The organism is Roseateles sp. P1_C1_2, assembly GCF_056406535.1.
The window spans coordinates 173,049-194,891 of sequence record NZ_JBFUAB010000010.1; the positions used below are offsets into that span (position 1 = coordinate 173,049).

General features: G+C 69.2%; 21 protein-coding genes. 15 read left to right on the forward strand and 6 right to left on the reverse strand.

The window, feature by feature from the left end; all coding sequences use genetic code 11:
- Nucleotides 1-16: 16 nt before the first annotated feature.
- The 3 genes from glnE to AC1D2H_RS11915 are packed head-to-tail and all read left to right on the forward strand — an operon-like array spanning nucleotide 17 to nucleotide 3,928.
- Complete coding sequence (glnE, locus tag AC1D2H_RS11905; RefSeq protein WP_478011079.1) at nucleotides 17-2,737, forward strand: bifunctional [glutamate--ammonia ligase]-adenylyl-L-tyrosine phosphorylase/[glutamate--ammonia-ligase] adenylyltransferase; 2,721 nt, start codon at nucleotides 17-19, stop codon at nucleotides 2,735-2,737.
- Complete coding sequence (gene rrtA / locus AC1D2H_RS11910) at nucleotides 2,716-3,303, forward strand: rhombosortase (RefSeq protein ID WP_478011080.1); 588 nt, start codon at nucleotides 2,716-2,718, stop codon at nucleotides 3,301-3,303. Before glnE ends, rrtA begins: the two co-directional genes overlap by 22 nt.
- Nucleotides 3,293-3,928 carry a hypothetical protein gene (locus AC1D2H_RS11915; RefSeq protein WP_477935337.1) on the forward strand — a complete coding sequence of 212 codons (636 nt, stop codon included), beginning with the start codon at nucleotides 3,293-3,295 and terminating at the stop codon, nucleotides 3,926-3,928. The genes rrtA and AC1D2H_RS11915 overlap by 11 nt, the downstream gene beginning before the upstream one ends.
- On the opposite strand, the gene AC1D2H_RS11920 is transcribed toward AC1D2H_RS11915, so the two are convergent.
- On the reverse strand, nucleotides 3,925-5,082 hold the full coding sequence (locus AC1D2H_RS11920; protein WP_477935339.1) for an NAD(P)/FAD-dependent oxidoreductase: 1,158 nt from the start codon (nucleotides 5,080-5,082) through the stop codon (nucleotides 3,925-3,927). The genes AC1D2H_RS11915 and AC1D2H_RS11920 overlap by 4 nt on opposite strands.
- An 18-nt stretch (nucleotides 5,083-5,100) precedes the next feature.
- On the opposite strand from AC1D2H_RS11920, the gene AC1D2H_RS11925 reads away from it, so the two are divergent.
- A complete protein-coding gene (locus AC1D2H_RS11925) occupies nucleotides 5,101-5,982 on the forward strand; it encodes a DMT family transporter (RefSeq protein WP_477935341.1) in 882 nt (293 codons plus the stop codon).
- A gap of 16 nt (nucleotides 5,983-5,998) precedes the next feature.
- Here the strand turns inward: AC1D2H_RS11925 and AC1D2H_RS11930 are convergent, their stop codons facing one another.
- Nucleotides 5,999-8,053 (reverse strand): hypothetical protein, encoded by a 2,055-nt coding sequence (locus AC1D2H_RS11930; RefSeq protein WP_478011081.1) that lies wholly within the window; start codon nucleotides 8,051-8,053, stop codon nucleotides 5,999-6,001.
- A 152-nt stretch (nucleotides 8,054-8,205) separates the two neighbouring features.
- Between AC1D2H_RS11930 and AC1D2H_RS11935 the strand changes: the two genes are divergently transcribed.
- Together AC1D2H_RS11935 and AC1D2H_RS11940 are read left to right on the forward strand one after the other, a co-directional pair.
- Entirely contained in the window at nucleotides 8,206-8,868 is a 663-nt protein-coding gene (locus AC1D2H_RS11935; RefSeq protein WP_478011082.1) for a glutathione S-transferase family protein, read from the forward strand.
- Nucleotides 8,869-9,086: 218 nt separating this feature from the next.
- Nucleotides 9,087-10,562 carry a CYTH and CHAD domain-containing protein gene (locus AC1D2H_RS11940; protein ID WP_478011083.1) on the forward strand — a complete coding sequence of 492 codons (1,476 nt, stop codon included), beginning with the start codon at nucleotides 9,087-9,089 and terminating at the stop codon, nucleotides 10,560-10,562.
- Here the strand turns inward: AC1D2H_RS11940 and AC1D2H_RS11945 are convergent.
- Together AC1D2H_RS11945 and sugE are read right to left on the reverse strand one after the other, a co-directional pair.
- Nucleotides 10,551-11,138, reverse strand: a complete 588-nt coding sequence (locus tag AC1D2H_RS11945; RefSeq protein WP_478011084.1) for a GNAT family N-acetyltransferase — start codon at nucleotides 11,136-11,138, stop codon at nucleotides 10,551-10,553. The genes AC1D2H_RS11940 and AC1D2H_RS11945 overlap by 12 nt on opposite strands.
- Before the next feature lie 7 nt (nucleotides 11,139-11,145).
- The gene (gene sugE / locus AC1D2H_RS11950) at nucleotides 11,146-11,466 is read right to left on the reverse strand and encodes a quaternary ammonium compound efflux SMR transporter SugE (RefSeq protein ID WP_477934830.1); all 321 of its coding nucleotides are present in this window, start codon (nucleotides 11,464-11,466) and stop codon (nucleotides 11,146-11,148) included.
- 177 nt (nucleotides 11,467-11,643) lie between these two features.
- Between sugE and AC1D2H_RS11955 the strand changes: the two genes are divergently transcribed.
- Genes AC1D2H_RS11955 through AC1D2H_RS11965 form a run of 3 tightly spaced genes read left to right on the forward strand, consistent with a single transcriptional unit; the run spans nucleotide 11,644 to nucleotide 13,210 of the window.
- Complete coding sequence (locus AC1D2H_RS11955; protein ID WP_477934832.1) at nucleotides 11,644-11,850, forward strand: hypothetical protein; 207 nt, start codon at nucleotides 11,644-11,646, stop codon at nucleotides 11,848-11,850.
- A 40-nt stretch (nucleotides 11,851-11,890) separates the two neighbouring features.
- Nucleotides 11,891-12,421: a CbrC family protein gene (locus AC1D2H_RS11960; RefSeq protein WP_478011085.1), complete on the forward strand. Its 531-nt coding sequence runs from the start codon at nucleotides 11,891-11,893 to the stop codon at nucleotides 12,419-12,421.
- A gap of 45 nt (nucleotides 12,422-12,466) precedes the next feature.
- Nucleotides 12,467-13,210, forward strand: a complete 744-nt coding sequence (locus tag AC1D2H_RS11965) for a tRNA-uridine aminocarboxypropyltransferase (protein WP_478011086.1) — start codon at nucleotides 12,467-12,469, stop codon at nucleotides 13,208-13,210.
- 11 nt (nucleotides 13,211-13,221) lie between these two features.
- Here AC1D2H_RS11965 and AC1D2H_RS11970 read toward each other — a convergent pair whose 3' ends face one another.
- Nucleotides 13,222-13,575: a DUF1428 domain-containing protein gene (locus tag AC1D2H_RS11970; RefSeq protein WP_478011087.1), complete on the reverse strand. Its 354-nt coding sequence runs from the start codon at nucleotides 13,573-13,575 to the stop codon at nucleotides 13,222-13,224.
- Between the two features lie 157 nt (nucleotides 13,576-13,732).
- Here AC1D2H_RS11970 and AC1D2H_RS11975 point away from each other — a divergent pair, with 157 nt between their 5' ends.
- On the forward strand, nucleotides 13,733-14,791 hold the full coding sequence (locus AC1D2H_RS11975) for a DMT family transporter (RefSeq protein WP_478011088.1): 1,059 nt from the start codon (nucleotides 13,733-13,735) through the stop codon (nucleotides 14,789-14,791).
- A 3-nt stretch (nucleotides 14,792-14,794) separates the two neighbouring features.
- Here AC1D2H_RS11975 and AC1D2H_RS11980 read toward each other — a convergent pair whose 3' ends face one another.
- Nucleotides 14,795-15,808, reverse strand: coding sequence for a Cj0069 family protein (locus AC1D2H_RS11980; RefSeq protein ID WP_478011089.1), 1,014 nt, complete (start codon nucleotides 15,806-15,808; stop codon nucleotides 14,795-14,797).
- Nucleotides 15,809-16,084: 276 nt separating this feature from the next.
- On the opposite strand from AC1D2H_RS11980, the gene AC1D2H_RS11985 reads away from it, so the two are divergent.
- From AC1D2H_RS11985 to AC1D2H_RS12005, 5 genes are all read left to right on the forward strand, one after another.
- Entirely contained in the window at nucleotides 16,085-16,516 is a 432-nt protein-coding gene (locus AC1D2H_RS11985; protein ID WP_478011090.1) for a hypothetical protein, read from the forward strand.
- Nucleotides 16,513-17,979, forward strand: coding sequence for an ATPase domain-containing protein (locus AC1D2H_RS11990; protein WP_478011091.1), 1,467 nt, complete (start codon nucleotides 16,513-16,515; stop codon nucleotides 17,977-17,979). The genes AC1D2H_RS11985 and AC1D2H_RS11990 overlap by 4 nt, the downstream gene beginning before the upstream one ends.
- Nucleotides 17,980-18,023: 44 nt before the next feature.
- The gene (locus AC1D2H_RS11995; RefSeq protein ID WP_478011092.1) at nucleotides 18,024-18,794 is read left to right on the forward strand and encodes a diguanylate cyclase domain-containing protein; all 771 of its coding nucleotides are present in this window, start codon (nucleotides 18,024-18,026) and stop codon (nucleotides 18,792-18,794) included.
- A 207-nt stretch (nucleotides 18,795-19,001) separates the two neighbouring features.
- The gene (locus tag AC1D2H_RS12000) at nucleotides 19,002-19,271 is read left to right on the forward strand and encodes a hypothetical protein (RefSeq protein ID WP_478011093.1); all 270 of its coding nucleotides are present in this window, start codon (nucleotides 19,002-19,004) and stop codon (nucleotides 19,269-19,271) included.
- Nucleotides 19,272-19,380: 109 nt separating this feature from the next.
- The gene (locus tag AC1D2H_RS12005; RefSeq protein WP_478011094.1) at nucleotides 19,381-21,768 is read left to right on the forward strand and encodes a catalase; all 2,388 of its coding nucleotides are present in this window, start codon (nucleotides 19,381-19,383) and stop codon (nucleotides 21,766-21,768) included.
- Nucleotides 21,769-21,843 lie beyond the last annotated feature (75 nt).

A 21,843-nucleotide genomic window follows, 5' to 3' on the forward strand; every position in this document is an offset into this window, starting at 1 on the left:
AATCTAGCACAGGGTCATGAGCGCACTGTTTCCCGTTCTTGCTGAGCACAGCCGCTATGTGCAGCGGGTTCGCCGCCGATATGCGGCGGAGTTGCCACTGTTGCAACCGGGCCTGCCCGACCGGGGCGTCATTGCCGCACTGATCGAGACTTTGGCCACGACCCGGCCGTTGGCAAGCAGCCTGCGCGTGGCCCGCCACCTGGTGCTGGAGCGCCTGGCGGTGCTGGATATCGAACAGTGCGCCACTGTGGAAGATGTCACGCTGGCCATGACGCATCTGGCCGAGGTGACGCTGGACAAGGCCCTGGCCGCGGCCCGCACCGAGCTGGACGCCATCCACGGCGAACCCCGCACCGCGGAGGGTGGCGACATCGCCTTCTGGGTGCTGGGCATGGGCAAGCTGGGCGCCCGCGAGCTGAATGTCTCGTCGGACATCGACCTCATCTACGTTTACGAAGATGACGGCCAGACGCAAGGTTCGAGGCCTGTCAGTGCCCACGAATACTTCTCCAGCGTCGCCAAACGGCTCTACGCGCTGATCGGCGACGTGACCGACGACGGCCAGGTCTTTCGCGTCGACCTGGCGCTGCGGCCCAATGGCAAGAGCGGCCCGCCGGTCGTCAGCCTGGGCATGCTGGAGGAATATTTCCTCGTGCAGGGCCGCGAGTGGGAGCGCTTCGCCTGGCTGAAGAGCCGCGTCGTCGCACCGCTGTCGGGCATGGGCGGGCCGGGCGATACCCGCACCCTGCAGCTGCGCAACCTTGTCACGCCCTTCGTCTACCGCCGCTACCTGGACTACGGTGTCTTCGAGGGCCTGCGCCAGCTGCACGGCAAGATCCGCAGCGAGGCCAAGGCCCGCGCCGCCGGCCGGCCCGAGCGCGCCAACGACGTCAAGCTGTCGCGCGGCGGCATCCGCGAGATCGAGTTCATCGTGCAGCTGCTGCAGGTCGTGCGCGGCGGCCAGTTCCCCGAGATCCGCACCCGTTCCACCGTCAAGGCGCTGGCCCAGCTGGCGGCCGGCGGGCTGATGAAGGCCGAGACCGCAGAGAAGCTGACGGCCGCCTATGTCTTCCTGCGCCGCGTCGAGCACCGCATCCAGTTCCTGGACGACCAGCAGACCCATTGCCTGCCGCAAGGCGACGCCGACCTAGCCTGGATTGCCGCGTCGCTCGGGCTGAAATGCTCGCGCGAAGCCTGCGAGCTGTTCGAGCAGCTCGGCGAGGTGCGCGAACTGGTCGCGACCGAGTTCGACGCCTTGCTGCACGAGGGCGGCAAGCCCCAGGGCGGCTGCAAGGGCGGCCAATGCGGCGGCCCCAAGCCGGCCGTCGATGGCGAGGACTTCCTGAACGGCCTGCCGCCCGAGCTGGCCGCCGCCGTGCGCGCCCTGGCCGACACGCCGCGCGTGCAGGGCCTGCGCGAGGAATCGCGCCAGCGCCTGGCCAAGCTCTTCCAGCGCGCGGCCCAGGCTGTGGCGGCCAACGAATGTTCGCTGGATGCGGCCCTGCGCTTTGTCGACTGGGTCGGCCCGCTGCTGCGCCGCGAGAGCTATCTGGCCCTGCTCGTCGAGCGCCCCGCCGTGCAGCAGCGCCTGCTGCGCCTGCTCGGCCTGGCGCGCTGGCCGATGCGCTATCTGATGCAGCACCCCGGCGTCATCGACGAACTCGCCGACCCGCTGCTGCTGACCGCCCGCTTCGACCGCGAGGCCTTCATCACCGACTTGGCTGGCCGCGAACAGGGCTGGGTGCGCAGCGGCGAGGCCGACGAGGAAGCGCTGCTGGACACGCTGCGCCGCGCCCACCACGCCGAGGTCTTCCGCACGCTGGTGCGCGACGTCGAGGGCCGCATCACCGTCGAGCAGGTGGCCGACGACCTGTCGCTGCTGGCCGACGCCGTGCTGCAGATCGCCATCACCTGGGCCTGGGCGCGCTTTGGCAAGGCGCATCGCCCCGATCCCCGCCTGGCCGTCATCGCCTACGGCAAGCTCGGCGGCAAGGAGCTGGGCTATGGCGGCGACCTGGACGTGGTGTTCGTCTTCGACGACGAGGACGAGAACGCCAGCGAGATCTACGGCGCCTTCGTTCGTCGTTTGATCACCTGGCTGACGCTGCGCACCGCCACCGGCGAGCTGTTCGACATCGACACCGCGCTGCGGCCGAATGGCAATTCGGGCTTGCTGGTCACGTCGCTGGCCCACTTCGAGGCCTACCAGACCGGTCGAGGCAGCAACACGGCCTGGACCTGGGAACACCAGGCCATCACGCGGGCGCGCTTCTGCGCCGGCAATGCCGAACTGGCCGAGCGCTGCGAAGGCGTGCGCCGCCAGGTGTTGACGTCACCTCGCGACGCCGCCGCGCTGAAGACCGAGGTGCAGGCCATGCGCGAGAAGGTGCGCGCGGCGCGGCCGGTGCGCGAAGGCCTCTTCGACGTGAAGCACAGCGAGGGCGGCATGATGGACGCCGAGTTCGCGCTGCAGACGCTGGTGCTGGCGAATGGCGCCGACCATCCCGAGCTGCTGGACAACCTCGGCAATATCGCGCTGCTACAGCGTTGCGAGGCCGTCGGGCTGCTGCCGAGCGGCGTGGGTGTCGGCGCCGCCAATGCCTACCGCGAGCTGCGGCGCGTGCAGCACAAGGCCAGGCTGGATGAGCAGTCCACCGCGCTGGATGCCGAGGCTGCCGCGCCGCTGCAGATTCATCGCGATGCCGTCCAAGCGCTGTGGCAAGCCGTCTTTGGCTGACGCTGTGCGCGGCGCTGGCCGCGCTGTCCCTGCTGGCCTGGCCGCTGCCGCGCGAGGTGCTGGACTGGCAGCCCGCTCTCCTTGCATCGCAGCCCTGGCGCGCCATCAGCGCCGCCTTCGTGCACTGGACGCCGCTTCACCTCGCCGCCAATCTCGCCGGCTGCGCGGTTCTGGCCCTGCTCGGCTGGCGTGCCCACCTGGGCCCGCGTGAAGCCCTCGCTGCCCTCATTGCCCTGCCGCTGACCCAGCTCGGCCTGCTGCTGCGCCCCGAGCTGGCGCACTATGCCGGCCTGTCGGGCGAGCTGCATGCGCTGGCGGCCATTGCCGCGTTGGCGCTGTTCACGCGCCGCAGCCGGGAGCACTTCGTCGGTTCGGCCATCGTGGTCGGCCTCGTCATCAAGCTCGTGCTCGAACATCCGCTGGGCCCGGTGCTGCGCGACACGCCCGGCTTCGACTTCGCCGTGGCCCCTTTTGCCCATCTGAGCGGCGCCGTCGCCGGCGCCCTCGCCTGGGGGCTGACAATGCGGGCAACATCAAGATCACCGAGGACCCGGCATGGGACGTGAAGCCAGTTGTACCGCCCGCGTGGGCACCGAGACCGCCGAGGTCACCGCCCTGCTCGAATCGACCACCGTCGTGCTGCGCGGCGCCATCAAGCGCAAATGGGAGATCGCCGCGCTGCAGAACCTGCGCATCGACGGCGAGGAATTGCGTTTCGAGGTGGGCGAAGAAGCCGCCGCCCTGGTTTTGGGCGAAAAGGAAGCCGGCAAGTGGCTGAAGAAGCTGCAGACGCCGCCGCCCACGCTGGCCGCCAAGCTCGGCGTCAGCGCCGAGAACCCGGCCCTGCTGATCGGCCCGACCGTCGGCGCGCTGGACCCGGCCCTGGCCGAGGCACTGGCCGGCGGCATCACGACCAATCTGCGCGAAGCGCGCATGCTGGTGGCCGTGCTGAGCAAGGCGTCGGAACTGCCGCGCATGGCCGAGTTCCATGCCGACATGATCTGCAAGACGGTCTGGGTGGTGCACCCCAAGGGCCCGGATGCCGACCCTTCGGACGCCGAGGTGCGCGTGGCGATGCGCGGCTGGGGCTATGTGGACAACAAGACCAGCGCCGTGTCGGACGCGCTGACGGCGACGCGCTGGGTGCGCAGCGAACCGCCGCCGCCCAAGAAGCGGGTGCGCAACCGCTAGATGACGTTGGCCTCGATGAGGGGCCGGTTGTCGAGCAGGCGCTGCGGCGTCAGCGCGGCGATCAAGGGGGCCTCCAGGCCAGCGATCAGCCGGGCCATCGAATGGCCCACGGCCGGCGACTGCTGCATGCCGTGGCCCGAGAAGCCGCAGGCCGTGAACGCATTCGCGTAACCGGGCAAGCGGCCGGCCAGGCCGTTATGGTCGAAGGCATTCATCTCGTAGTAGCCGGCCCAGGCCGAACGCACGCGCAGCGCCTCCAGCGCCGGCACGCGCGCGGCGAGCGTGGGCCAGAGCTGCTCGTCGAAGAGGCCATGGTCGATGTCGTGCAGCGGCGCTTCGTCGGGGTCATCGCCACGCGGCGGGCCGCCGGCCAGGATCAGCGAACCCTCGGTGCGAAACCAGAAGCCGCTCGGGTCGATGACCAGCGGGCAGCCGGGCAATGAGGCTGGTGTCTCCAGCACGAAGACATCGCGCTTCTTTGCGTGGACCGGCAGTTCAACACCGAGCGCTGAACCCAAGGGCGCACTCCAGGCGCCGGCCGCGATGACAAAGGCGTCGCCGCCCACGAGCGAGCCGTTGGCGCAGCGCACGGCCGTCACGCGTTCGCCGGCCGTGTCGAAACCCACCACCTCGGCATCGATGACGCGCACCCCACAAGCCTTGGCCTTGCGCCGGAAGGCCCGATGCAAGGCCGGACCGTCGAACCAGCCTTCGCCGCTCAGGCCGAGCGAGCCCAGCGTGAGATCGCCAACGGCCAACCAGGGGAAACGCGCCGCCAGTTCGGCAGGGCTCAGCAGCGCGACGTCGACGCCTTCCGCGCGCTGCACGGCGTGCACCTCGCGCAGCGTCGCCTCCCCTGCTGGGGTGGCGAGGTAGAGATAGCCCGGCTCGACGAGACCGATGGCGGGGCTGTCATCCGCCGTCGCCAGCTCGTCCGCCGCGCGACGCAGGAACTCGACGCTCCACCGCGACAAGGCCATGTTGGCCGGCTGGGAGAACTGCTGGCGGATGGAGCTCAGCGACAGCGAGCTCGACGCCCGCGAATAGCTGGGATCGCGCTCGATGACGGTCACCGTCGCGCCATGGTCGCGGGCGAGAAAGCAGGCGGTGGCGGCGCCCATCACGCCGCCGCCAATCACGGTCACTTCGAACATGCTGGCAGCATACGCAGCATGCGACAGACCCAACTTGATCCCCGCGCCATCGCCCTGCTGCTGCTGTGCTGCCTGCTCTGGGGCATCAACCAGGTGGCCGCCAAGGCCGCGCTGACCGAGATTGCGCCGCTCTGGCAGGCCGGCCTGCGCTCCGCCGTGGCGGGCGTGCTGGTCTGGCTCTGGTCGATGTCGCGCGGCATCCGCCTGTTCGAGCGCGACGGCAGCCTCTGGGGCGGCCTGATCGCGGGCCTGCTGTTCGCGGCCGAGTTCGGCTGCATCTTTGTCGGCCTGCAGTACACCAGCGCCTCGCGCATGGTCGTCTTCATCTATCTGGCGCCCTTTGTCGTCGCCCTGGGCATGCCGTGGATCGCGCGCGGCGAGGCGCTGTCGGCGCGGCAATGGATCGGCCTGGTGCTGGCCTTCGGCGCCATGGCCTTTGCGTTCGCGGAAGGCTTCTCGGCGCCGGGCACACCCATGCAGTGGTGGGGCGACGCGCTGGGCGTGGCCGCCGCCGTGCTGTGGGGCGGCACGACGCTGGCCATCCGTGCGACCAAGCTGAGCAGCGCTCCCGCCGAGAAGACGCTGCTCTACCAGCTGGGGGTGTCCGCCCTGACCTTGTGTGCAGCGGCCGTCTTGACGGGAGAGGCCCTGCCCCTGCACTGGTCGCCGCGCCTCATCGGCCTGTTCGGTTTCCAGGCCGTCGTCGTCACCTTTGCCAGCTATCTGGTGTGGTTCTGGCTCATTCGCCACTACGCGGCCACCAAGCTGTCCGTCTTCACGCTGAGCACGCCGCTGTTCGGTCTGCTGGCGGGCGCCCTGCTGCTGGGCGAAGGCATCAGCGCCCGCCTGGTCGCGGCGCTGGCGGCCCTCGCCGTGGGCATCGTGCTGGTGAACCGCTAAGCGGCGCGGCCTTGGCTCACGAATCCCCCGCGGCCGATGCCGCCGGCTTGGCCTTGTCCGCCGCGTCGTCTTTCTTCTTCTCGGGTGGCGCCGCCTTGACGAAGATCTGCACGCTTTCGCTGAAATCCCCGGTCGAGTCGGTGGCCTGCAGGACGTAGCGCCCCTTGGCCTTCTTGCCGAACTGGACCTTGGCTTGCAGGCCGGCGGTGCCCAGAGAGGTCGTCGTCAGCGAACCCAGATCCTCACCCAAGGCCCCCTGCAGCATCGCGACCGGAGAACCCACATTGGGTTGGGTCACGACAAAGCTGTAGGTCTCTCCGGCCTGGACAACGATGCTCTCGCTGGGCGTGACCCGGATGCCTGAGTCGCTGGGGCAGCCGGCGACACGCCTGACCACCTTGGTCTGCGCCCTGAAATGCAGGACCGTCGCAGCGACCGGGCGACGTGCGGCATAGAGATCCTCGATGCTCAGTGCCAGTTGTTCCGTGTCGCAACGCGCCCGACCTCCTTTGACCCAGCAGACCTCTCGAGGCTTGGCCAGATCTTCGAACTTGCTCTTGTAGCCGCCGATGAGCTTCTCCTGGGCTTCCTCGGCCTGGCGTTGCCTGGCCTGCTTCAGCGTGCTCTCGATCAGGCCCTGCAGCTTTTCCAGTTCCTCCATCGTCAGCTTGGCGGGAGCCGGCGGCTTGGCGGGCGGGGGCTTGGGCGCGGGAGGCGGTGCGGCTTTCACGCCGGAAGCCGCAGCAGCCGGCGCCGAGGCCGCGGCTGCGGGCGCTGACGCGGCCTGCTGAGCCGCAACGGCGTTGGCAGCCATGACGGCCGCGAGCGAACTTCCCATCATCGACACGCCCGGACCACCCAGCACGGCCCAGCGCTGCGAAGCACGTGGCGCGGCCATGGCGGCGAATTTCCGTGCATCGAAGGCGGCCGGAAGACTGCTGCTACTGCTGCTGCCGTTCGTGGTATCGGCCTGGTCTTCGGCGGTATCGCTGCCGATCTTCTTGAAGCCCGACACGATGTCCTGGGCGCTGGACAGCGACACATCGGCCGCCTTCAGGTCGGGCTGGGCCGCGCGGATCAGCCCGTTGACGGTGCTGACGATGGAGTGAGCCCGTTCCTGGATCTCACGCCCGGAACCGACCACCGCCTGCAGCAGCTTCTTGCCGTCTTCCAGGGTGCGGCGGGCATAGCCCAGCGCCTTCTCGGCATCGCGGATGGTGCGAGGCAGATGGGGGCGCTTCTCGATCTCGGGAGGCAAGGTCGTCGTGAGCTTGCCGACCGCTGCCGACAATTCCTCGGGGCTCAGCTTGGCGGGCTGCGCTGGCGCCACGCCTGGCTTCTTGGCCTTGCCGGACTTGTCGGCCGCCGCAGGCTTGTCGGGCAGGGCATCGTTGGCGGCGATCAGGGCCCTGACGGCGTCGGCTTCCCACTGCTGCGCATGCACCTGCCCCTCGGCCACGCCGACGCGGGCCGACGCCACGGCCCGCTCCAGAGCGTCGATCTCCTTGGACAGCTTCGCCAACGCATGCTGCAGGGTCTGGACGTTGTCGGCTTCCACGACATCCGCCTGCTTGTACAGCGGCATCAGCAGCGGTGCCGACTGGCGCAGCAGGCAGGTCAAGGCCTGGTAGCCGACGTTGTAGGCCGACTCCTGGCCCTTGTTGAGCGCGTACTCGCTCAGGCCCAGCGACGTGGCCAGCACGGCACCGAGGGCCACCGTGGTCCGCTTGGTCTCGAAGCTTGGTTCGGTCGCCCCGGGAGGGTTGGGCTTGAGCGTGTTGTAGAGGGCGTAACCCGTGATGACCGTCGCCCCGGTGGCGAAGGCCGCCCGCGTGGCCCCGATCTGCCGCATACCGCTGAAGTACTCCTGCCGCACGGCCTCGACCTGCGCAATGGCCTGGTTGGCCTCACCGGCAAACTGGATCTTGTCGCGCTCCGCGCCCTCGGTCTTGGCCGGCTTCATGCCGACATACGGATCGAAGAAGGCGCAGCCCGCCACGCTGGCTGCAGCCGCCGCCACCACGAGCAACCGGGGCAGGCGCACCGGACGAAGATGGACACCTTGGCGCATGACCGCCTCCCTCGACTGTTGATATGTGCGCGCACGTTAAGGGGGCCCAACCCGGAAGGCATCCCCAAAAATGATGTCCTGCCTCCTGTCGCCACTGCGCTAGGAGCACCGCGCCGCCCTGCATAGACTGCGTCATTCACCAGGAGACCTCCATGATCACCCTCTGCGGCATCCCGCTCTCGAACTACTACAACAAGGCCAAGCTGGTCCTGCTGGAAAAAGGCATCCCCTTCACCGAGGAATACGTGAAGACGCATTCCCATGCCGAGGAGGTGCTGAGCTGCTCGCCGCTGGGCAAGGTGCCCTTCATCAAGACGCCGCATGGCGCGCTGTGCGAGAGCCAGGCCATCGTCGAATACCTGGAGGCCGCCTATCCCGAGACGCCCAGGCTGATCCCCGCCCACCCCTATGAGGCCGCCAAGGTGCGCGAGCTGATCACCTATGTGGAGCTGCACCTGGAGCTGGTGGTGCGCGAGCTGTACCCGGAAGCCTTTTTCGGCGGCCAGGTCAGCGACGGCACCAAGAAGCGCGTCGCCCGCGTGCTGCCCGAGAACATCGCTGCCTTCAAGCGCCTGGCCAAGTTCGGGCCTTATCTCGCCGGCGACACGTTCACGCTGGCCGACTGCGCCGGCTGGGTCAGCCTGCCGCTGGTGGCCATGTCCACCAAGGCCATCTACGGCGAAGACTTGCTGGCCGCTGGCGGCGTGGACTGGAAGTCCTATGCCAAGCTGATCGGCGAGCGCCCGCATGCCATCAAGGTGGCGGCCGATCGCAAGGCGGACCAGGATAAATCTCTGGCCGCCAACCGCGCCTGACATGAAGCCCCTCGTCCAGGGAAGGCCCTGGCCGGGACCGCGCTGCGGCCAGTGCCCGCAGCGCTTCAGCAGGCACGACAAGTCCACCGGACTTGCCGTGTCCGGCCTCAGTCCCCGAGGGGACGGCGATGCTTGCCGGCTCAACCGGCAAGCACATCGCCAGTGCGGGCCGGCCAGGGAGCGGCCCGGCGCTCGGCCCGCAGGTTTCATCTGCCTCGATGGCTGATAACGCCGAGATCGAACTGAAGTTCCTCGTACCGGCGGCGGCCCGTGTGGCGCTGGCGGCCGAGCTGACGGGACGCGGCACCGCGCAACGCGTCGCGCTGATCGATGCCTATTTCGACACGCCCGACCAGCGCCTGGCGCGCGCCGGTCTGGCCTGGCGCATGCGCCGCGAAGGCCGCCGCTGGGTACAGGGATTGAAGGCCGCACCGGCGGGGGCGCTGGAGCGCTTCGAGCATGAGGTCCTGCGTCCCGATGCCCATCCCGACCCGCAGGCGCATGACGAAACCGCACGCGGCCGGCAGCTGGCGGAGCTGTTGGAGAAGGCCCATGCCGAGGGCCAGGACGTCGGCCTGCGCTTTCAGGTCCAGCAACGCCGCCTGCTGCGCCGCGTGCGCACGCGCGGCGCCGTTGTCGACATCGCGCTGGACGAGGGCCGGCTCACGGCCGGCGCCCAAGCGCTGCCGCTGCGCGAGATCGAGTTCGAGCTGGTGTCGGGCTCGGTGGTAGCGATGCTGGGGCTGGTCGAGCGTTGGCGACAGCGCTTCGGCCTCGTCTACGACCCGCGCAACAAGGCGGAGCGTGGCCACCGGCTGGCAGAGGGCTCGCCCCATCCGCCGCTGCGCAAGGCCAAATCGCCCCGCTATGACAAGGCTTCCAGCACGCTGGATGCCTTCGGCGCCGTGTTTGACGAATGCCTGGCTCACATCAGCCGCAACGCCATCGGCCTGGCTGAGGGCGACCCCGAGTTGCGCGCCGAGCATGTGCACCAGGCTCGCGTCGGCATCCGCCGGCTGCGCAGCGCGCTGCGAGCCTTCCGCGGCTGGGTGGCCGAGGCGCCGGCCGAGTTGGTGGAGGGCCTGCGCGCGCTGTTCGCCGAACTCGGCAAGGCGCGCGACAGCGATGTGCTGGGCAGCGGTGTCGTCGCCGAACTCCAGCGGGCCGGTGCACCGCCGCTGGCCCTGCGCGCAGACGGCAACGCGCCCGACCTCGCCGCATTGATCCGCAGCGACGCCACGCAGCACCTGCTGCTGGCCTGGATCACCTGGCGCGCCGCCCTTCAGCCCCTCACGGAGCCGCTGGATCCTCTGAAGCGCCTGGCGCGCAAGCGGCTGCGCGGCTGGCACAAAGGCCTGGTGGACGGCTGCCACCGCTTCGACGAACTCGAGCCCACGGCCCTGCATGCGCTGCGCAAGCACGCCAAGCGACAGCGCTATGCGCTCGAATTCTTCGCGCCGCTGCTGCCGCGCAGGCAGGCGGCCCGGCATCTGCAGGCCCTGGCCGCGGCCCAGCAGGCATTGGGTGAGATCAACGACCTCGTCGTCGCCCGCGACCGCTATCAGGCCCTGGTGGCCAGCGACCCCGCCGCCTGGTTCGCCGTCGGCTGGCTGACGGCACGCTTGGCCGAAGCGCGGGAAAAGGCACGCGGCGACCTCGGCCACCTGGCGGCCATCGAGAACCTAGCGCGCTAGCCTCAGCCTCAGCCTCACGATGGGCCGCGCCGGCTTGCGCCTTGCGACCTCCTCGAAGCCCAGTTCATCGAACATGGCCAGCGAGCCGAACCAGGGCGCGTCCGGTGCGCCGTCCTGCGCCTTGTCGACCGGGTAGGCCTCCACCAGCTTCACGCCGCGTGAACGGGCGTAGTCCACCGCGCCCCGCAGCAGCGCCCGCGCGACGCCCTGCTTGCGGTGCTCCGACGGCACGACGAGGCAGACGATGGACCAGACCGGCTCGTCGTCCACCGCCTTCATGGCCGGCGAGTTGCGCAGCTTGGTGTAGTCCTCGCGCGGGCCGAGCGACACCCAGCCCACCGGCGTGTCGCCGTGGTAGCCGATCAGGCCGGGCGGTGGGTCGTGGGCCGCGAGCCCCTGCAGCGCGTCATGAGCCCGTTGGCGCTGCGCATCGCTGAGCCGCGTGTAGGCGCCCTTGCCGCTGACGCGGTAGTACATGCACCAGCATCCGCGCGCCACCGAGCAGCCGCGCGCCTCGAAGATGGCCTCCAGATCGGGCCAGCGCTCGGGCGTCAGCGCATGCACGGCGAGCTCCACGGCGGTCTCAGCTCGGTGAGGACAGCTTCAGCCCGACGATACCGGCCACGATGAGAGCGACGCTGAACAACCGCGCCGGGTTGGCCGGCTCACCGAGCAGGAAGATGCCCAGCACGACGGTGCCGACCGCGCCGACGCCTACCCAGACGCCATAGGCCGTGCCCACCGGCAGCGACTTCATCGCGATGCCGAGCAGCCACAGGCTGGCGATCATGCAGGCCGCCGTCGCCACGCTGGGCCAGGGGCGCGTGAAGCCCTCGGTGTATTTCAGGCCGATGGCCCAGCCGACCTCGAGCAGGCCGGCAATGACAAGAACGATCCAGGCCATCCGTCTTCCTTCCGCAATGCCCGGGTCATCGCCAAGGCCTCGGCAGGATTCTGGCCGGGCCGGAATTCCCGGTCCTCCGTGGGGCTGCCTCCCAGCCGCCGCGGACTCTCGCGCTGTCCTACACACAAGCACCTGGATACGGCAAAAACTCGACACGACGACGGCCAAGGAGAGCACATGGAAATGCCGCAAACCCACTCATTGAGCGAAGGCTGGTCCCAGGGCTGGATGGTGCTGAGGGTGAAGCTGGAACCGCCCGGCGACTTCGTCAGCTTCCATGCCCATGCCGCCGAGGCGCAGGCCGACGCCCGGCAGCGCGGCGCCGGCCATCAGGTCTTCCATGGGAGCTATCGCGCCGGCACCGGTGAGTTCATCGTCGACTAGCGCGGTTCTGCGCACACCCTCGCTCTGGTAGCGTCGCGGCATGGACCTGCCCCTCTTCCGCTACCACCCCGATCCCCTCGCGACCGGCGCCATCGAAAAGCGCAAGGTCGAATGCGTCTGTTGCGGCCAGCAGCGCAGCTTCGTCTACGTGCAGCCGGTGTATGCCGTCACCGACCTGGACGAGAAGCTGTGCCCCTGGTGCATTGCGGACGGTTCCGCGGCGAGCAAGTTCTCGGCGAACTTCTCGGACCCGCTGCCCCTCGCGAAGGCCAGTGTGTCGCAAGAGATCGTCGACGAGGTGAGCCTGAGGACGCCGGGCTACTCCTGCTGGCAGCAGGAGGAGTGGCTGGCACATTGCGACGACGCCTGCGAGTTCCACGGCGATGCGTCCGTGGAGGACGTCGAGGACGCGAGCGCAGCCACGAAGGCGGACTGGTTGCAGCGCTACGGGCGGGCCGAGAAGGACTGGGCCCGGGCAACGGCCGACTACGAGCCCGCGGGCGACAGCGCCTTCTACAAATTCGTGTGCCGGCATTGCGGCGCGGTGCGGCTGGGTTGGGATTGCTCGTGAATTGAGCGCCATCGAGCCCCGCTTGCCTGCCCGGACAATCGGGGCATGTCTCATGCCGTGTCTCTTCTGCGCGCCGCGCGCCTGGCGAGTGCCACCAAGCCCTTCTCGGCTCGCGGTGGCTTCAAGCGGGAGCGCTGCGAAGGCTGCCGGCTGGTGCCGACGCACTGCATGTGCGCCTTGCGCACCTCGGTGGCCACGCGCGCCGCGGTGTGCCTGCTGATGGCCGACATCGAGCCGCTGAAGCCGACCAACACCGGTTGGCTGATCGCCGATGTGGTCGCCGACACCTTCGCTTTCGGCTGGTCGCGAACTGAGCCCGATCCCGCCCTCCTCGCGCTGCTGAGCGATCCGGCCTGGGACTGCTACGTCGTCTTCCCGGGCCAGTACGCCGCGCCGGAGCGCGTGGTGCAGGCCCTCAGGCCGCAGGCGCCAGGCCAGGGCAGCATCACCAGGCGGCCCCTCTTCATCCTGCTGGACGGCACCTGGTCCGAGGCGCGCAAGATGTTCAGCCGCAGCCCCTACCTGAACCACATGCCGGTGCTCAACCTGGCGCCCACCGGGGCCTCGCAATACCGGCTGCGCCGCTCACGCTGCGACGACCATTTCTGCACCAGCGAGGTGGCCGCGCGCTGCCTGAGCCTGGCGGGCGACGAGCGCGCGGAGAAGACGCTGGACGCGTATCTGGGCGTCTTCACCCATCACTACCTGCAGGCGAAGAACCAGTTGCCCGTCGCCTGGGAGGGCGCGGCGCATCAGCGCCTGCACGAGGCGATTGCCCGGCAGGCCTAGCAAGTCGGCGATCAGGCCTCCACGATCACCTCGAAGCCGCCGAAGATCATCCGCTGCCCGTCGAACGGCATGCCTTCCGGCCCCTTCTTCATGCTCGGGTCCTCCATGACCATCTTCATGCCCGCGTTGCGCGCCTGCTTGGAAGGCCAGACCACCCACGAGAAGACGACGGCCTCATCGGCCTTGCGCTGCACGGCCAGTGGGAAGGAGGTGAGCTTGCCTTCCGGCACGTCATCGCCCCAGCACTCGACCACCTGCAGGGCGCCGTGCTGCTTGAACAGCGCGGCCATCTCCAGCGCCAGCTGGCGATAGGTCTCGCGCTTGGCCACGGGCACAGGGATCAGATATCCGTCGACATAGTTCATGGTGTCTCTCCATCGGGGGACGGCAACAACGCCGCCTCATGGGCGACGAGGGAGCGGGAGCGATCTCGACAAGATCGGCCGCCGGACATGTAAGTGCATGTGCGGAGGGGCTGCGCCCCCGTATCGTCTGCCCTCCGAACTCGACTCCATTTCCGGCATGACCCACCCCCACTTGCACGGCCTGCCCGCACTGCGCGGTGGCCTGCTGGCCCTGCTGGCCGCGGCGCTGTTTGGCATCAGCACGCCCTTGGTGCAGCGGCTGGGCATGGGCCTGGGACCGTTCACGACAGCGGCCTTGCTCTATGCAGGGGCCGCCGTCATCGGCGCGCTGCTGCGCCAGCGGGTGGAGAAGGAAGCCCGGCTGCTGCGTTCGGACCTGCCCCGCCTGCTGGCTGTCGCCTTCTTCGGCGCCTTGCTGGGGCCCGTGGCCCTGGCCTGGGGCCTGCAGCGCACCAGCGGCACCGGGGCCTCCCTGATGCTGACGCTGGAAGCCCTCTTCACTGCCGTGCTGGCCTGGCGCCTGTACGGCGAGACCCTGGACAGGCGCGTGCAGGCCGGCATGGGCCTGCTGCTCGCCGGTGGCGTATTGCTCGTGCTGGACCAGGGGCCGGCATCGGGTGGCCCATGGCTCGGACTGCTGGCGGTGCTGGCAGCCACAGCGGCCTGGGGCATGGACAACACCTTGTCGCGCGCGCTGGCCGAGCGCGACCCCGCCCAGGTGGTGCTGGCCAAGGCCGTGCTGGGCGCCACGGCAACGACGGCACTCGCCGTCGCTTCAGGCGAGCCGCTGCCCTCGGCCGGCGTCGTCCTGGGCTTGCTGGCCGTGGGCGCCGCCGGCTACGGCCTGAGCCTGCGCTTCTATCTGCTGGCCCAGCGCGAGTTTGGCGCTGCGCGCACGGGCTCGGTCTTCGCCTTCGCCCCCTTCATCGGCGCCGCATTGGCCTTCGCGCTGGGCGATCGTTCGGCCGGCTGGGGCATGGCGCTGGCCGGCATGTTGATGCTCGCCGGCGTCGCCCTGCATCTCGCCGAACTGCACGAGCATCAACATGAGCACGAGGCCCTGGATCACGAGCACGCCCATCGACATGACGATGGCCACCACGACCATCACCACGACACCCTGCCCGAGGGCGCACACAGCCACCCGCATCGGCACCGGCCCATGCGCCACAGCCATGCGCACGTGCCGGACGCGCACCACGGCCACGACCATTGAGCGCTAGGACAGCCGCCGCTTCACCGCCGCCACCAGCGGCTCGATCGCCGAAGGTGGAAACGGCGACACGCTGCTGGCGTTGATCTCGCACAGCACGTGGCTGCCCGGCTGCTCGCCGAACAGGAAGTCGCAGTCCCACAGCAGCGGCAGCTGTTCTCGCGTGAGGCCCACGCGCTCGCGCAGCAGCTCCACCCAGCCGCCCTCCAGGCGCTCGCGCAGCGCCTGGAACTGCGGCAGGTCCGCCGGGTGGTAGAGGCGCGTGGTGGTGGCGGGCGGCGGCGCGCCGTCGGTGGCCGGGTACAGGGCATTGATGTGCTGGTGGCCGAAGCCCGCCACGCGGTCGCCGACGAGGTAGGCGCGCACCATGCCGTCCACCAGGCGCGGCTGCCAGGCCTGGTCCACCATGTGGCCGCCGGCCTCGGGCTCGAAATACGGCGCCAGGCGCTGCAGCAGCCCGTCCATGTCCAGGGTCTCTTCCTGCGCGCCGCGCTGGGCATGGCGCACCGTCATCAGCGGCGAAGCCTGCACCGACTCCACGCGCCACACGCCGTTGCCGCTCTGGCCCCGGTACTGCTTCAGCACCCGCGCGCCGTGCCGCAGCCGCTGCGGCAGCGCCGCCGCCAGCTGCGCCAGGCTGTCCACACGCACCGCATCGCTGCCGAAGGGCAGATCCCTCGTCTCAACGAGCACGTCCTTGGTGCTCAGCCTGAGGAGGGTGTCGGGGTGGGTGCTGACGAGCACGCCGGCCCCAGCCACTTCGCGCAGCAGCCTGTCCAGGCGATCGCGCCGCCGGCCGCCCTCGATGGGGTTGCACCAGACGAGCACGGCCTGCACGCGCCGCAGCTGCGCGGCCACTTCATCGGCGAAGTCGTCGTGATAGACGGCCGGCTCGGCGGGCAGGCCGGCGGCCTTGAAGGCATCGAAGAGGGCCGCGAAGCGGCTCTGCGCCGGGTCGCTGCGGTCACGCGCGGCGCGGTCGCCCGGGTAGAGCAAGGCGATGGTGGGCTGGCCTGGCATGCAAGCTCCTGGGGCGTCAGAGGTGGGCAAGCGGACAGAGCACCAGCCCCGCGATGGCGACGGCGACAACGATGGGCTCCGGCACTCTCATGGTCCGGTTCACCGGGCGGTGAACAGGGCGCACTCGATTGATTCATGTCGCGAAGAATGCATTGATGTAGAGCTCGATACAAGAATTCGACCCTGGGCCTGCGGAGATTCAGCCGAGGCAACCCCGCGCGTCGATTGCCGCGGAGGCCTACACTCCGCCGCACATCAGCTCCAAACCCTCCGCCCATGGACAGCCGAGAGAGCAGCCGGTTTACGGCTCCTCTGGCCCAACGCGTGGCAGAGGGTGCCGGCTCCCTGCAGATTGCCGACGCGATCGGCGCGACGTGGACGGACATCCAGTTCGCCCTGCAACCCGTGCTCGGGCAGCGTGGTGTCGCCGCGCTGTTCAGGCGCACGCTGCACCTGACGGCCACACACCACCCCTGCCTTGCACCGCTCAAGTCAGGCGGCATCGACGCCACGACCGGGTTGGTCGAACTGACCACCCTCTTCGCTGCACAGCAACCGGCGGTCGCCATGGAGGCGGGCAGTGCCCTGTTCATGAACTTCCACGAGCTGCTGACGACCTTGATCGGCGCTCCGCTGACCGAACGGCTTCTACAGGCCGTCTGGTCGACCCCTTCGAGCGCTGCCCCGGCGCAGGATCCCAAGCCATGACTCCCAAAGTGACGATCAACAGCCTGTCAACGGGAGTGCCCGGGCTGGACGACCTGCTCGGCGGTGGCTTGCCGGAGTTCTCGTTCAATCTCATTGCCGGCCAACCCGGCTGCGGCAAGACGACGCTGGCGCACCAGATCATGTTCGCGCTGGCCACCGAGGCGCGCCCGGCGCTGTACTTCACCGTGCTGGGCGAGCCGCCGCTGAAGATGCTGCGCTACCAGCAGCAGTTCAGCTTCTTCGACCCTGCGGCCATCAACCGCAGCGTGCGCTTCGTCAACCTCTGCGAGGAGGCGATGGCCGGTGACCTGGACCAGGTGCTGGCGCGCATCACCGAGGAAGTCGCCGCGCACGAGCCGGCACTCGTCTTCGTCGATTCCTTCCGCTCCGTCGTGCTGGCCACCGATGCAGGCGGCCACGCGCACAACCACCTGCAGCGCTTCATGCAGCAGCTTGGCATGCTGATGACAAGCTGGCAGGCCACCACCTTCCTGATCGGCGAGTACTTCACCGACACCGACGCCAACCCGGTGTTCACGGTGGCGGATGGGCTGATCTGGATGCGTCAGAGCGTGCAGCGCAACGCGATGGTGCGCAGGATGGAGATCATGAAGATGCGCGGCCAGCCTTCGCTGCCGGGCCTGCACTCGTTTCGCATCAGCGGCGACGGCGTGCACGTCTTCGTGCCGGCATCGGCTCCGCCGCCGACGACGACGGGCGCCAGCACCGCGCCACGCGCGTCCATGGGCGTGCCTGGTCTGGACGAGATGATGGATGGCGGCCTGCCGCGCGGCTACTCGCTGCTGCTGGCGGGCCCGTCCGGGTCGGGCAAGAGCATCCTGGCGGCGGCTTTCCTGGACGCCGGCGTGCGCAACGGCGAGACCGGCGTCATCGCTGCCTTCGAGCGACGCCCCCATCGCGTGCACAACAAGGCGCTGGCGCAGTACATCGCGGATGGCCGCATCGGCCTCGTCGAGAGCCACGCGGCCGACATCTCCATCGAGGAGGTCATGCAGATGCTTGCCACGGAGATCCGCCAGCGGGGCGCCAGTCGCGTCGTCATCGACTCGCTGTCAGGGTTCGAACTGGCGCTGGGGCCGTCGTTCAAGGAGGATTTCCGCGAGTCCTTGCTGCGCCTGGTCACGTCGTTGGCCGGTCTGGGCGTCACCGTGCTGATGACGTCGGAGCTGGAGGACCGCTACACCGATCTGCGCTTCAGCCCCTACGGCACGGCCTTCATGACCGACGCCATCATCGTGCAGCGCTACATCGAGGTCGAAAGCCGGCTGCGCCGCGTGCTGGCGGTCGTGAAAGTGCGCGACAGCAGACATTCGGATCAGCTGCGCGAATACAGCATCGGCGACAGGGGCATCGAGATCGGCACGATGCTTGCTGGACAGGAGGGTCTGCTGGGCGGTCGCCCGGCGACCCGGCCCCGCGGCGTCGCCGTCGGCGAGGCCTAGCAACGCGCTGCCATCCCGGCAGGGCAATATTTCAGGGGCGCGGCATGGCCACGGTTCCCGACGCACCGGACCCGAACGCACTGCAGGCGGAGCTTGCCGCGCTGCGGGTGCAGACCGTCGAGGCGAAGGCGGAACTGGGTCGCGTCCGCGCCGACCTGGTCGAGGCCCGGGAGCAGCTGGGCAGCCACACCATGCACCAGTTGCTGGAGGCCAACGAGCAACTGGTGATGGACGCCGTGCGCTCGCGCGACATGGCCGACTCCACGGCCTTGCTGGTGGCCGAGCTGACGCGATCCAGCGAGCTCGATTCGCTGACGCGGCTGCCCAATCGACTGTTGCTGATCGATCGCTTCTCTCAGGGCCTGACCCATGCCAGGCGCCATGAGGGCAGGCTCGCCCTGCTGTTCATGGATCTCGACGGGTTCAAGCAGATCAACGACGCGCTGGGCCACCAGATCGGTGACGCCGTGCTGCGCGCGGTCAGCCTGTGTCTGGTCGGCTGCGTGCGCCAGATCGACACCGTGTGCCGCCTGGGCGGCGATGAGTTCATCGTGCTGTTGCCGGAGATCACCGACGTCGACGACGCCGGGCTGGTGGCGCAGAAACTGATGGACTCATTGGCGCAGCTGACGCAGGTGGGCGGCGTGCGGGTACGGGTATCGGCCAGCATCGGCATCAGCGTCTACCCCGACGATGCCGAGGGCATCGAGGCGCTGGTCGACTGCGCGGACCAGGCGATGTACCGCAGCAAACATGCCGGCGGCGGCGGCTACAGCTTCTTCTCGACACGCGGCCCGGGACCGGGCCATGGTTGAGCGCTTGCCGAATATCGGTAAAAGCGGACCGCGGGCCCTGGGAATCGGCTGCGTTTACCGCCCCTCGTCTGGGTGGCCAGGCCGGCGCCCTGCACTGCCAGCGCCCCCTACGCCCGGGACACCGGCCTGACGCACCGCGAACGCGCGCCTGGGTGCGGACCTTGCCGCCTGAGCGTCACCGGATCTCCGGGGATTTGAAGGTCAAACATGAGCAGCAATCCATCGCAGGGGCAGGGTCAGCGGCCGCCTGCTCAAGGCAACATCCTGTCGCCGCCGGCCGCGGACAGTGGCGGCAGCCCGCCGGAGCGGGGTGACAACAACCGCTCGCCACGACAGGAGCAACAGGCGCCTGGCAGGCCGCCTCAGCGGCAACAGAGCGACGCGTCACGACAAGCCTCCCTCGACGAGGACGACGAGGAAGCGATCGACACGCAACCGAACACCGCCATCGGCGCCGACTCCAAGAGCCCCACCTGATTGCCGTCGAGGACGGCATCAAGACGGGCCTTCCTGAGGCCTACGCCCGGCATGGCGCGCCGTTTGCCAGGTGCCGGCGTCGCGCCCACCTCGATCCCTGGAAGCCCCCATGCCCACCTCCCGCAAGACCTCGGCGGCAGCCGCCGCCGCCCGCAATACCGACAGCGCACCTGCCCACCCGGGCCAGCCCACCGACCAGGCTTCCCGCAAGACCGCCGAGACCGGCGACATGGCCGCCGCCATGCCCTTCAACGCCAACAAGGCTGTGGAGCATGGTGAGCAGCCGCAAGCCCCTGTCGGCGCCACCGTCGCGCCGCCATCGCGCCTCCCCACGGGCAGCACGCTGACGGAAGCGACGGCGACAGGCAAGGCCGGCGGCGCGGCACAGGACGGCGTCAACCCCACGACGGCTCCGCTGGATCGCGTGCGCGTGGACAGCGGCAGCCAGCGGCTGACGACCAACCAGGGCGTGCCCATCGCCGACAACCAGAACTCGCTGAAGTCCGGCACGCGCGGCCCCACGTTGCTGGAAGACTTCATCCTGCGCGAGAAGATCACCCACTTCGACCACGAGCGCACGCCTGAGCGCATCGTGCATGCGCGCGGCTCGGCGGCGCATGGTTTCTTCGAGGCCTACGACGCCATCCCCCAGTTGACCAAGGCGGCGCCTTTCCAGGAATCCGGCAAGGTCACGCCGGTGTTCGTGCGCTTCTCCACCGTGGCCGGCGAGCGCGGCTCCAAGGACACGGCACGCGACGTGCGCGGTTTTGCCGTCAAGTTCTACACCGACGAAGGGAACTGGGACCTGGTCGGCAACAACATGCCGGTGTTCTTCATCCAGGATGCGATGAAGTTCCCCGACCTCGTGCATGCCGTCAAGCCCGAGCCCCACCACGGCATGCCGCAGGCCGGCAGCGCCCACGACACCTTCTGGGACTTCGTCTCGCTGATGCCCGAGTCCACTCACATGCTGATGTGGGTGATGAGCGACCGGGCCATCCCGCGCAGCTACGCGACCATGCAGGGCTTTGGCGTGCACACCTACCGGATGGTCAATGCCGAAGGTGTCTCGGTGTTCGTCAAGTTCCACTGGAACCCCAGGTTCGGCACCCATTCGCTGTGCTGGGACGAGGCCGTGAAGATCTCCGGCGCCGATCCCGACTACCACCGCCGCGACCTGTGGGAGCGCATCGAGGGCGGCGCCTTTCCCGAGTGGGAGCTGGGCCTGCAGGTGTTCACCGAAGAGCAGGCCAACGATTTCAGCTTCGACATCCTGGACGCCACCAAGCTGATCCCCGAGGAACTCATCCCCATCCAGCCCGTCGGCCGCATGGTGCTGAACCGCAACCCCGACAACTTCTTCGCCGAGACCGAGCAGGTCGCCTTCTGCACCGCCAACATCATCCCGGGGCTGGACTTCTCCAACGACCCGCTGCTGGCGGGCCGCATCCACTCCTATGTGGACACGCAGATCACACGCCTGGGCGGGCCCAACTTCCACGAGATCCCGATCAACTCGCCCCTCGCGCCGGTGCACAACAACCAGCGCGACGGCATGCACCGCCAGGCCATTCACCGTGGCCGCGTGGCCTACGAACCCAACTCGCTGGGCGGCGGCTGCCCCTTCCAGGCCGGTGCGGCCCAGGGCTTCACGTCGGTCGCGACAAGGCTGCAGGTCCAGGACGAGCAAGGCAAGGTGAGGGCCAAGCCCGAGCTCTTCGCCGAGCATTTCAACCAGGCCGCGCTGTTCTTCGACAGCCAGACCGCGGCCGAGCAGGCCCACATCGCCGCGGCCTTCCGCTTCGAACTGAGCAAGCTCACGGTGCCGGCCATCCGCCAGCGCGTCGTGTCCATGCTGCGCAATGCGTCGGAGGCGCTGGCCGCCAAGGTGGCCGAGGGCTTGAACATGTCACCGCTGCCGGACGCCATGCCGCGAGCGCTGCAGCAGCCGGTCAAGCCGGAGATCACCGTGTCGCCGGCGTTGTCGCTGATGGCGCGCCCGGGTGACGGGTCAGTCAAGGGGCGCAAGGTGGCCGTGCTCGTGGCCGATGGCTGCGTGGGCCAGAGCGCCTTGGACCTGCATGCCCTGCTGTTCGAGGCCGGTGCCGTGCCGCGCTTCGTCGCGCCGCGCATCGGGCCCGTCGCCACCGAGGACGGCGTGGCGCTGCAGGCGGATGCCTCGCTGGAGAACGAACCCGGCTTCCTGTTCGACGCGCTGGTGCTGCCGGACGGCGCCGCTGCCGTGGTTGCGCTGGTCGGCGACGGCCACACGATGGAATGCATCCGCGATCAATACCGCCACGGCAAGACCATCGTGGCGCTGGGCACCGGCGCCGACCTGCTCGACCTCGCCGGCGTGCCGGACGAACTGCCCGGTGGCGGCACGGACCCCGGCATCAGCGTCACACCCGACGCGCCGACGGGCGCCGAGGCGCTGCTGCGCGGCCTGGCGCGCCATCGCCACCCTGAGCGCGAGACCGATCCGCCGGCCCTTTGACACGGCTTGACACCATTGCGGCGCAGGACCGGCACGTGCCTTGCCGCTTCTGTGCGCCGCAGCCCGCCGGCAAAC

Bases quoted from the DNA above. Each gene is read 5' to 3' on its own strand.
- AC1D2H_RS11990 (WP_478011091.1), top strand. From the start codon at position 16,513: ATGACTCCCAAAGTGACGATCAACAGCCTGTCAACGGGAGTGCCCGGG.
- AC1D2H_RS11925 (WP_477935341.1), top strand. From the start codon at position 5,101: ATGCGACAGACCCAACTTGATCCCCGCGCCATCGCCCTGCTGCTGCTG.
- AC1D2H_RS11980 (WP_478011089.1), bottom strand. From the start codon at position 15,808: ATGCCAGGCCAGCCCACCATCGCCTTGCTCTACCCGGGCGACCGCGCC.
- glnE (WP_478011079.1), top strand. From the start codon at position 17: ATGAGCGCACTGTTTCCCGTTCTTGCTGAGCACAGCCGCTATGTGCAG.
- AC1D2H_RS11930 (WP_478011081.1), bottom strand. From the start codon at position 8,053: ATGCGCCAAGGTGTCCATCTTCGTCCGGTGCGCCTGCCCCGGTTGCTC.
- AC1D2H_RS11940 (WP_478011083.1), top strand. From the start codon at position 9,087: ATGGCTGATAACGCCGAGATCGAACTGAAGTTCCTCGTACCGGCGGCG.
- AC1D2H_RS11960 (WP_478011085.1), top strand. From the start codon at position 11,891: ATGGACCTGCCCCTCTTCCGCTACCACCCCGATCCCCTCGCGACCGGC.
- AC1D2H_RS11935 (WP_478011082.1), top strand. From the start codon at position 8,206: ATGATCACCCTCTGCGGCATCCCGCTCTCGAACTACTACAACAAGGCC.
- AC1D2H_RS11915 (WP_477935337.1), top strand. From the start codon at position 3,293: ATGGGACGTGAAGCCAGTTGTACCGCCCGCGTGGGCACCGAGACCGCC.
- AC1D2H_RS11965 (WP_478011086.1), top strand. From the start codon at position 12,467: ATGTCTCATGCCGTGTCTCTTCTGCGCGCCGCGCGCCTGGCGAGTGCC.
- AC1D2H_RS11975 (WP_478011088.1), top strand. From the start codon at position 13,733: ATGACCCACCCCCACTTGCACGGCCTGCCCGCACTGCGCGGTGGCCTG.
- sugE (WP_477934830.1), bottom strand. From the start codon at position 11,466: ATGGCCTGGATCGTTCTTGTCATTGCCGGCCTGCTCGAGGTCGGCTGG.
- AC1D2H_RS11995 (WP_478011092.1), top strand. From the start codon at position 18,024: ATGGCCACGGTTCCCGACGCACCGGACCCGAACGCACTGCAGGCGGAG.
- AC1D2H_RS11970 (WP_478011087.1), bottom strand. From the start codon at position 13,575: ATGAACTATGTCGACGGATATCTGATCCCTGTGCCCGTGGCCAAGCGC.
- AC1D2H_RS12000 (WP_478011093.1), top strand. From the start codon at position 19,002: ATGAGCAGCAATCCATCGCAGGGGCAGGGTCAGCGGCCGCCTGCTCAA.
- AC1D2H_RS11955 (WP_477934832.1), top strand. From the start codon at position 11,644: ATGGAAATGCCGCAAACCCACTCATTGAGCGAAGGCTGGTCCCAGGGC.
- AC1D2H_RS11920 (WP_477935339.1), bottom strand. From the start codon at position 5,082: ATGTTCGAAGTGACCGTGATTGGCGGCGGCGTGATGGGCGCCGCCACC.
- AC1D2H_RS11985 (WP_478011090.1), top strand. From the start codon at position 16,085: ATGGACAGCCGAGAGAGCAGCCGGTTTACGGCTCCTCTGGCCCAACGC.
- AC1D2H_RS12005 (WP_478011094.1), top strand. From the start codon at position 19,381: ATGCCCACCTCCCGCAAGACCTCGGCGGCAGCCGCCGCCGCCCGCAAT.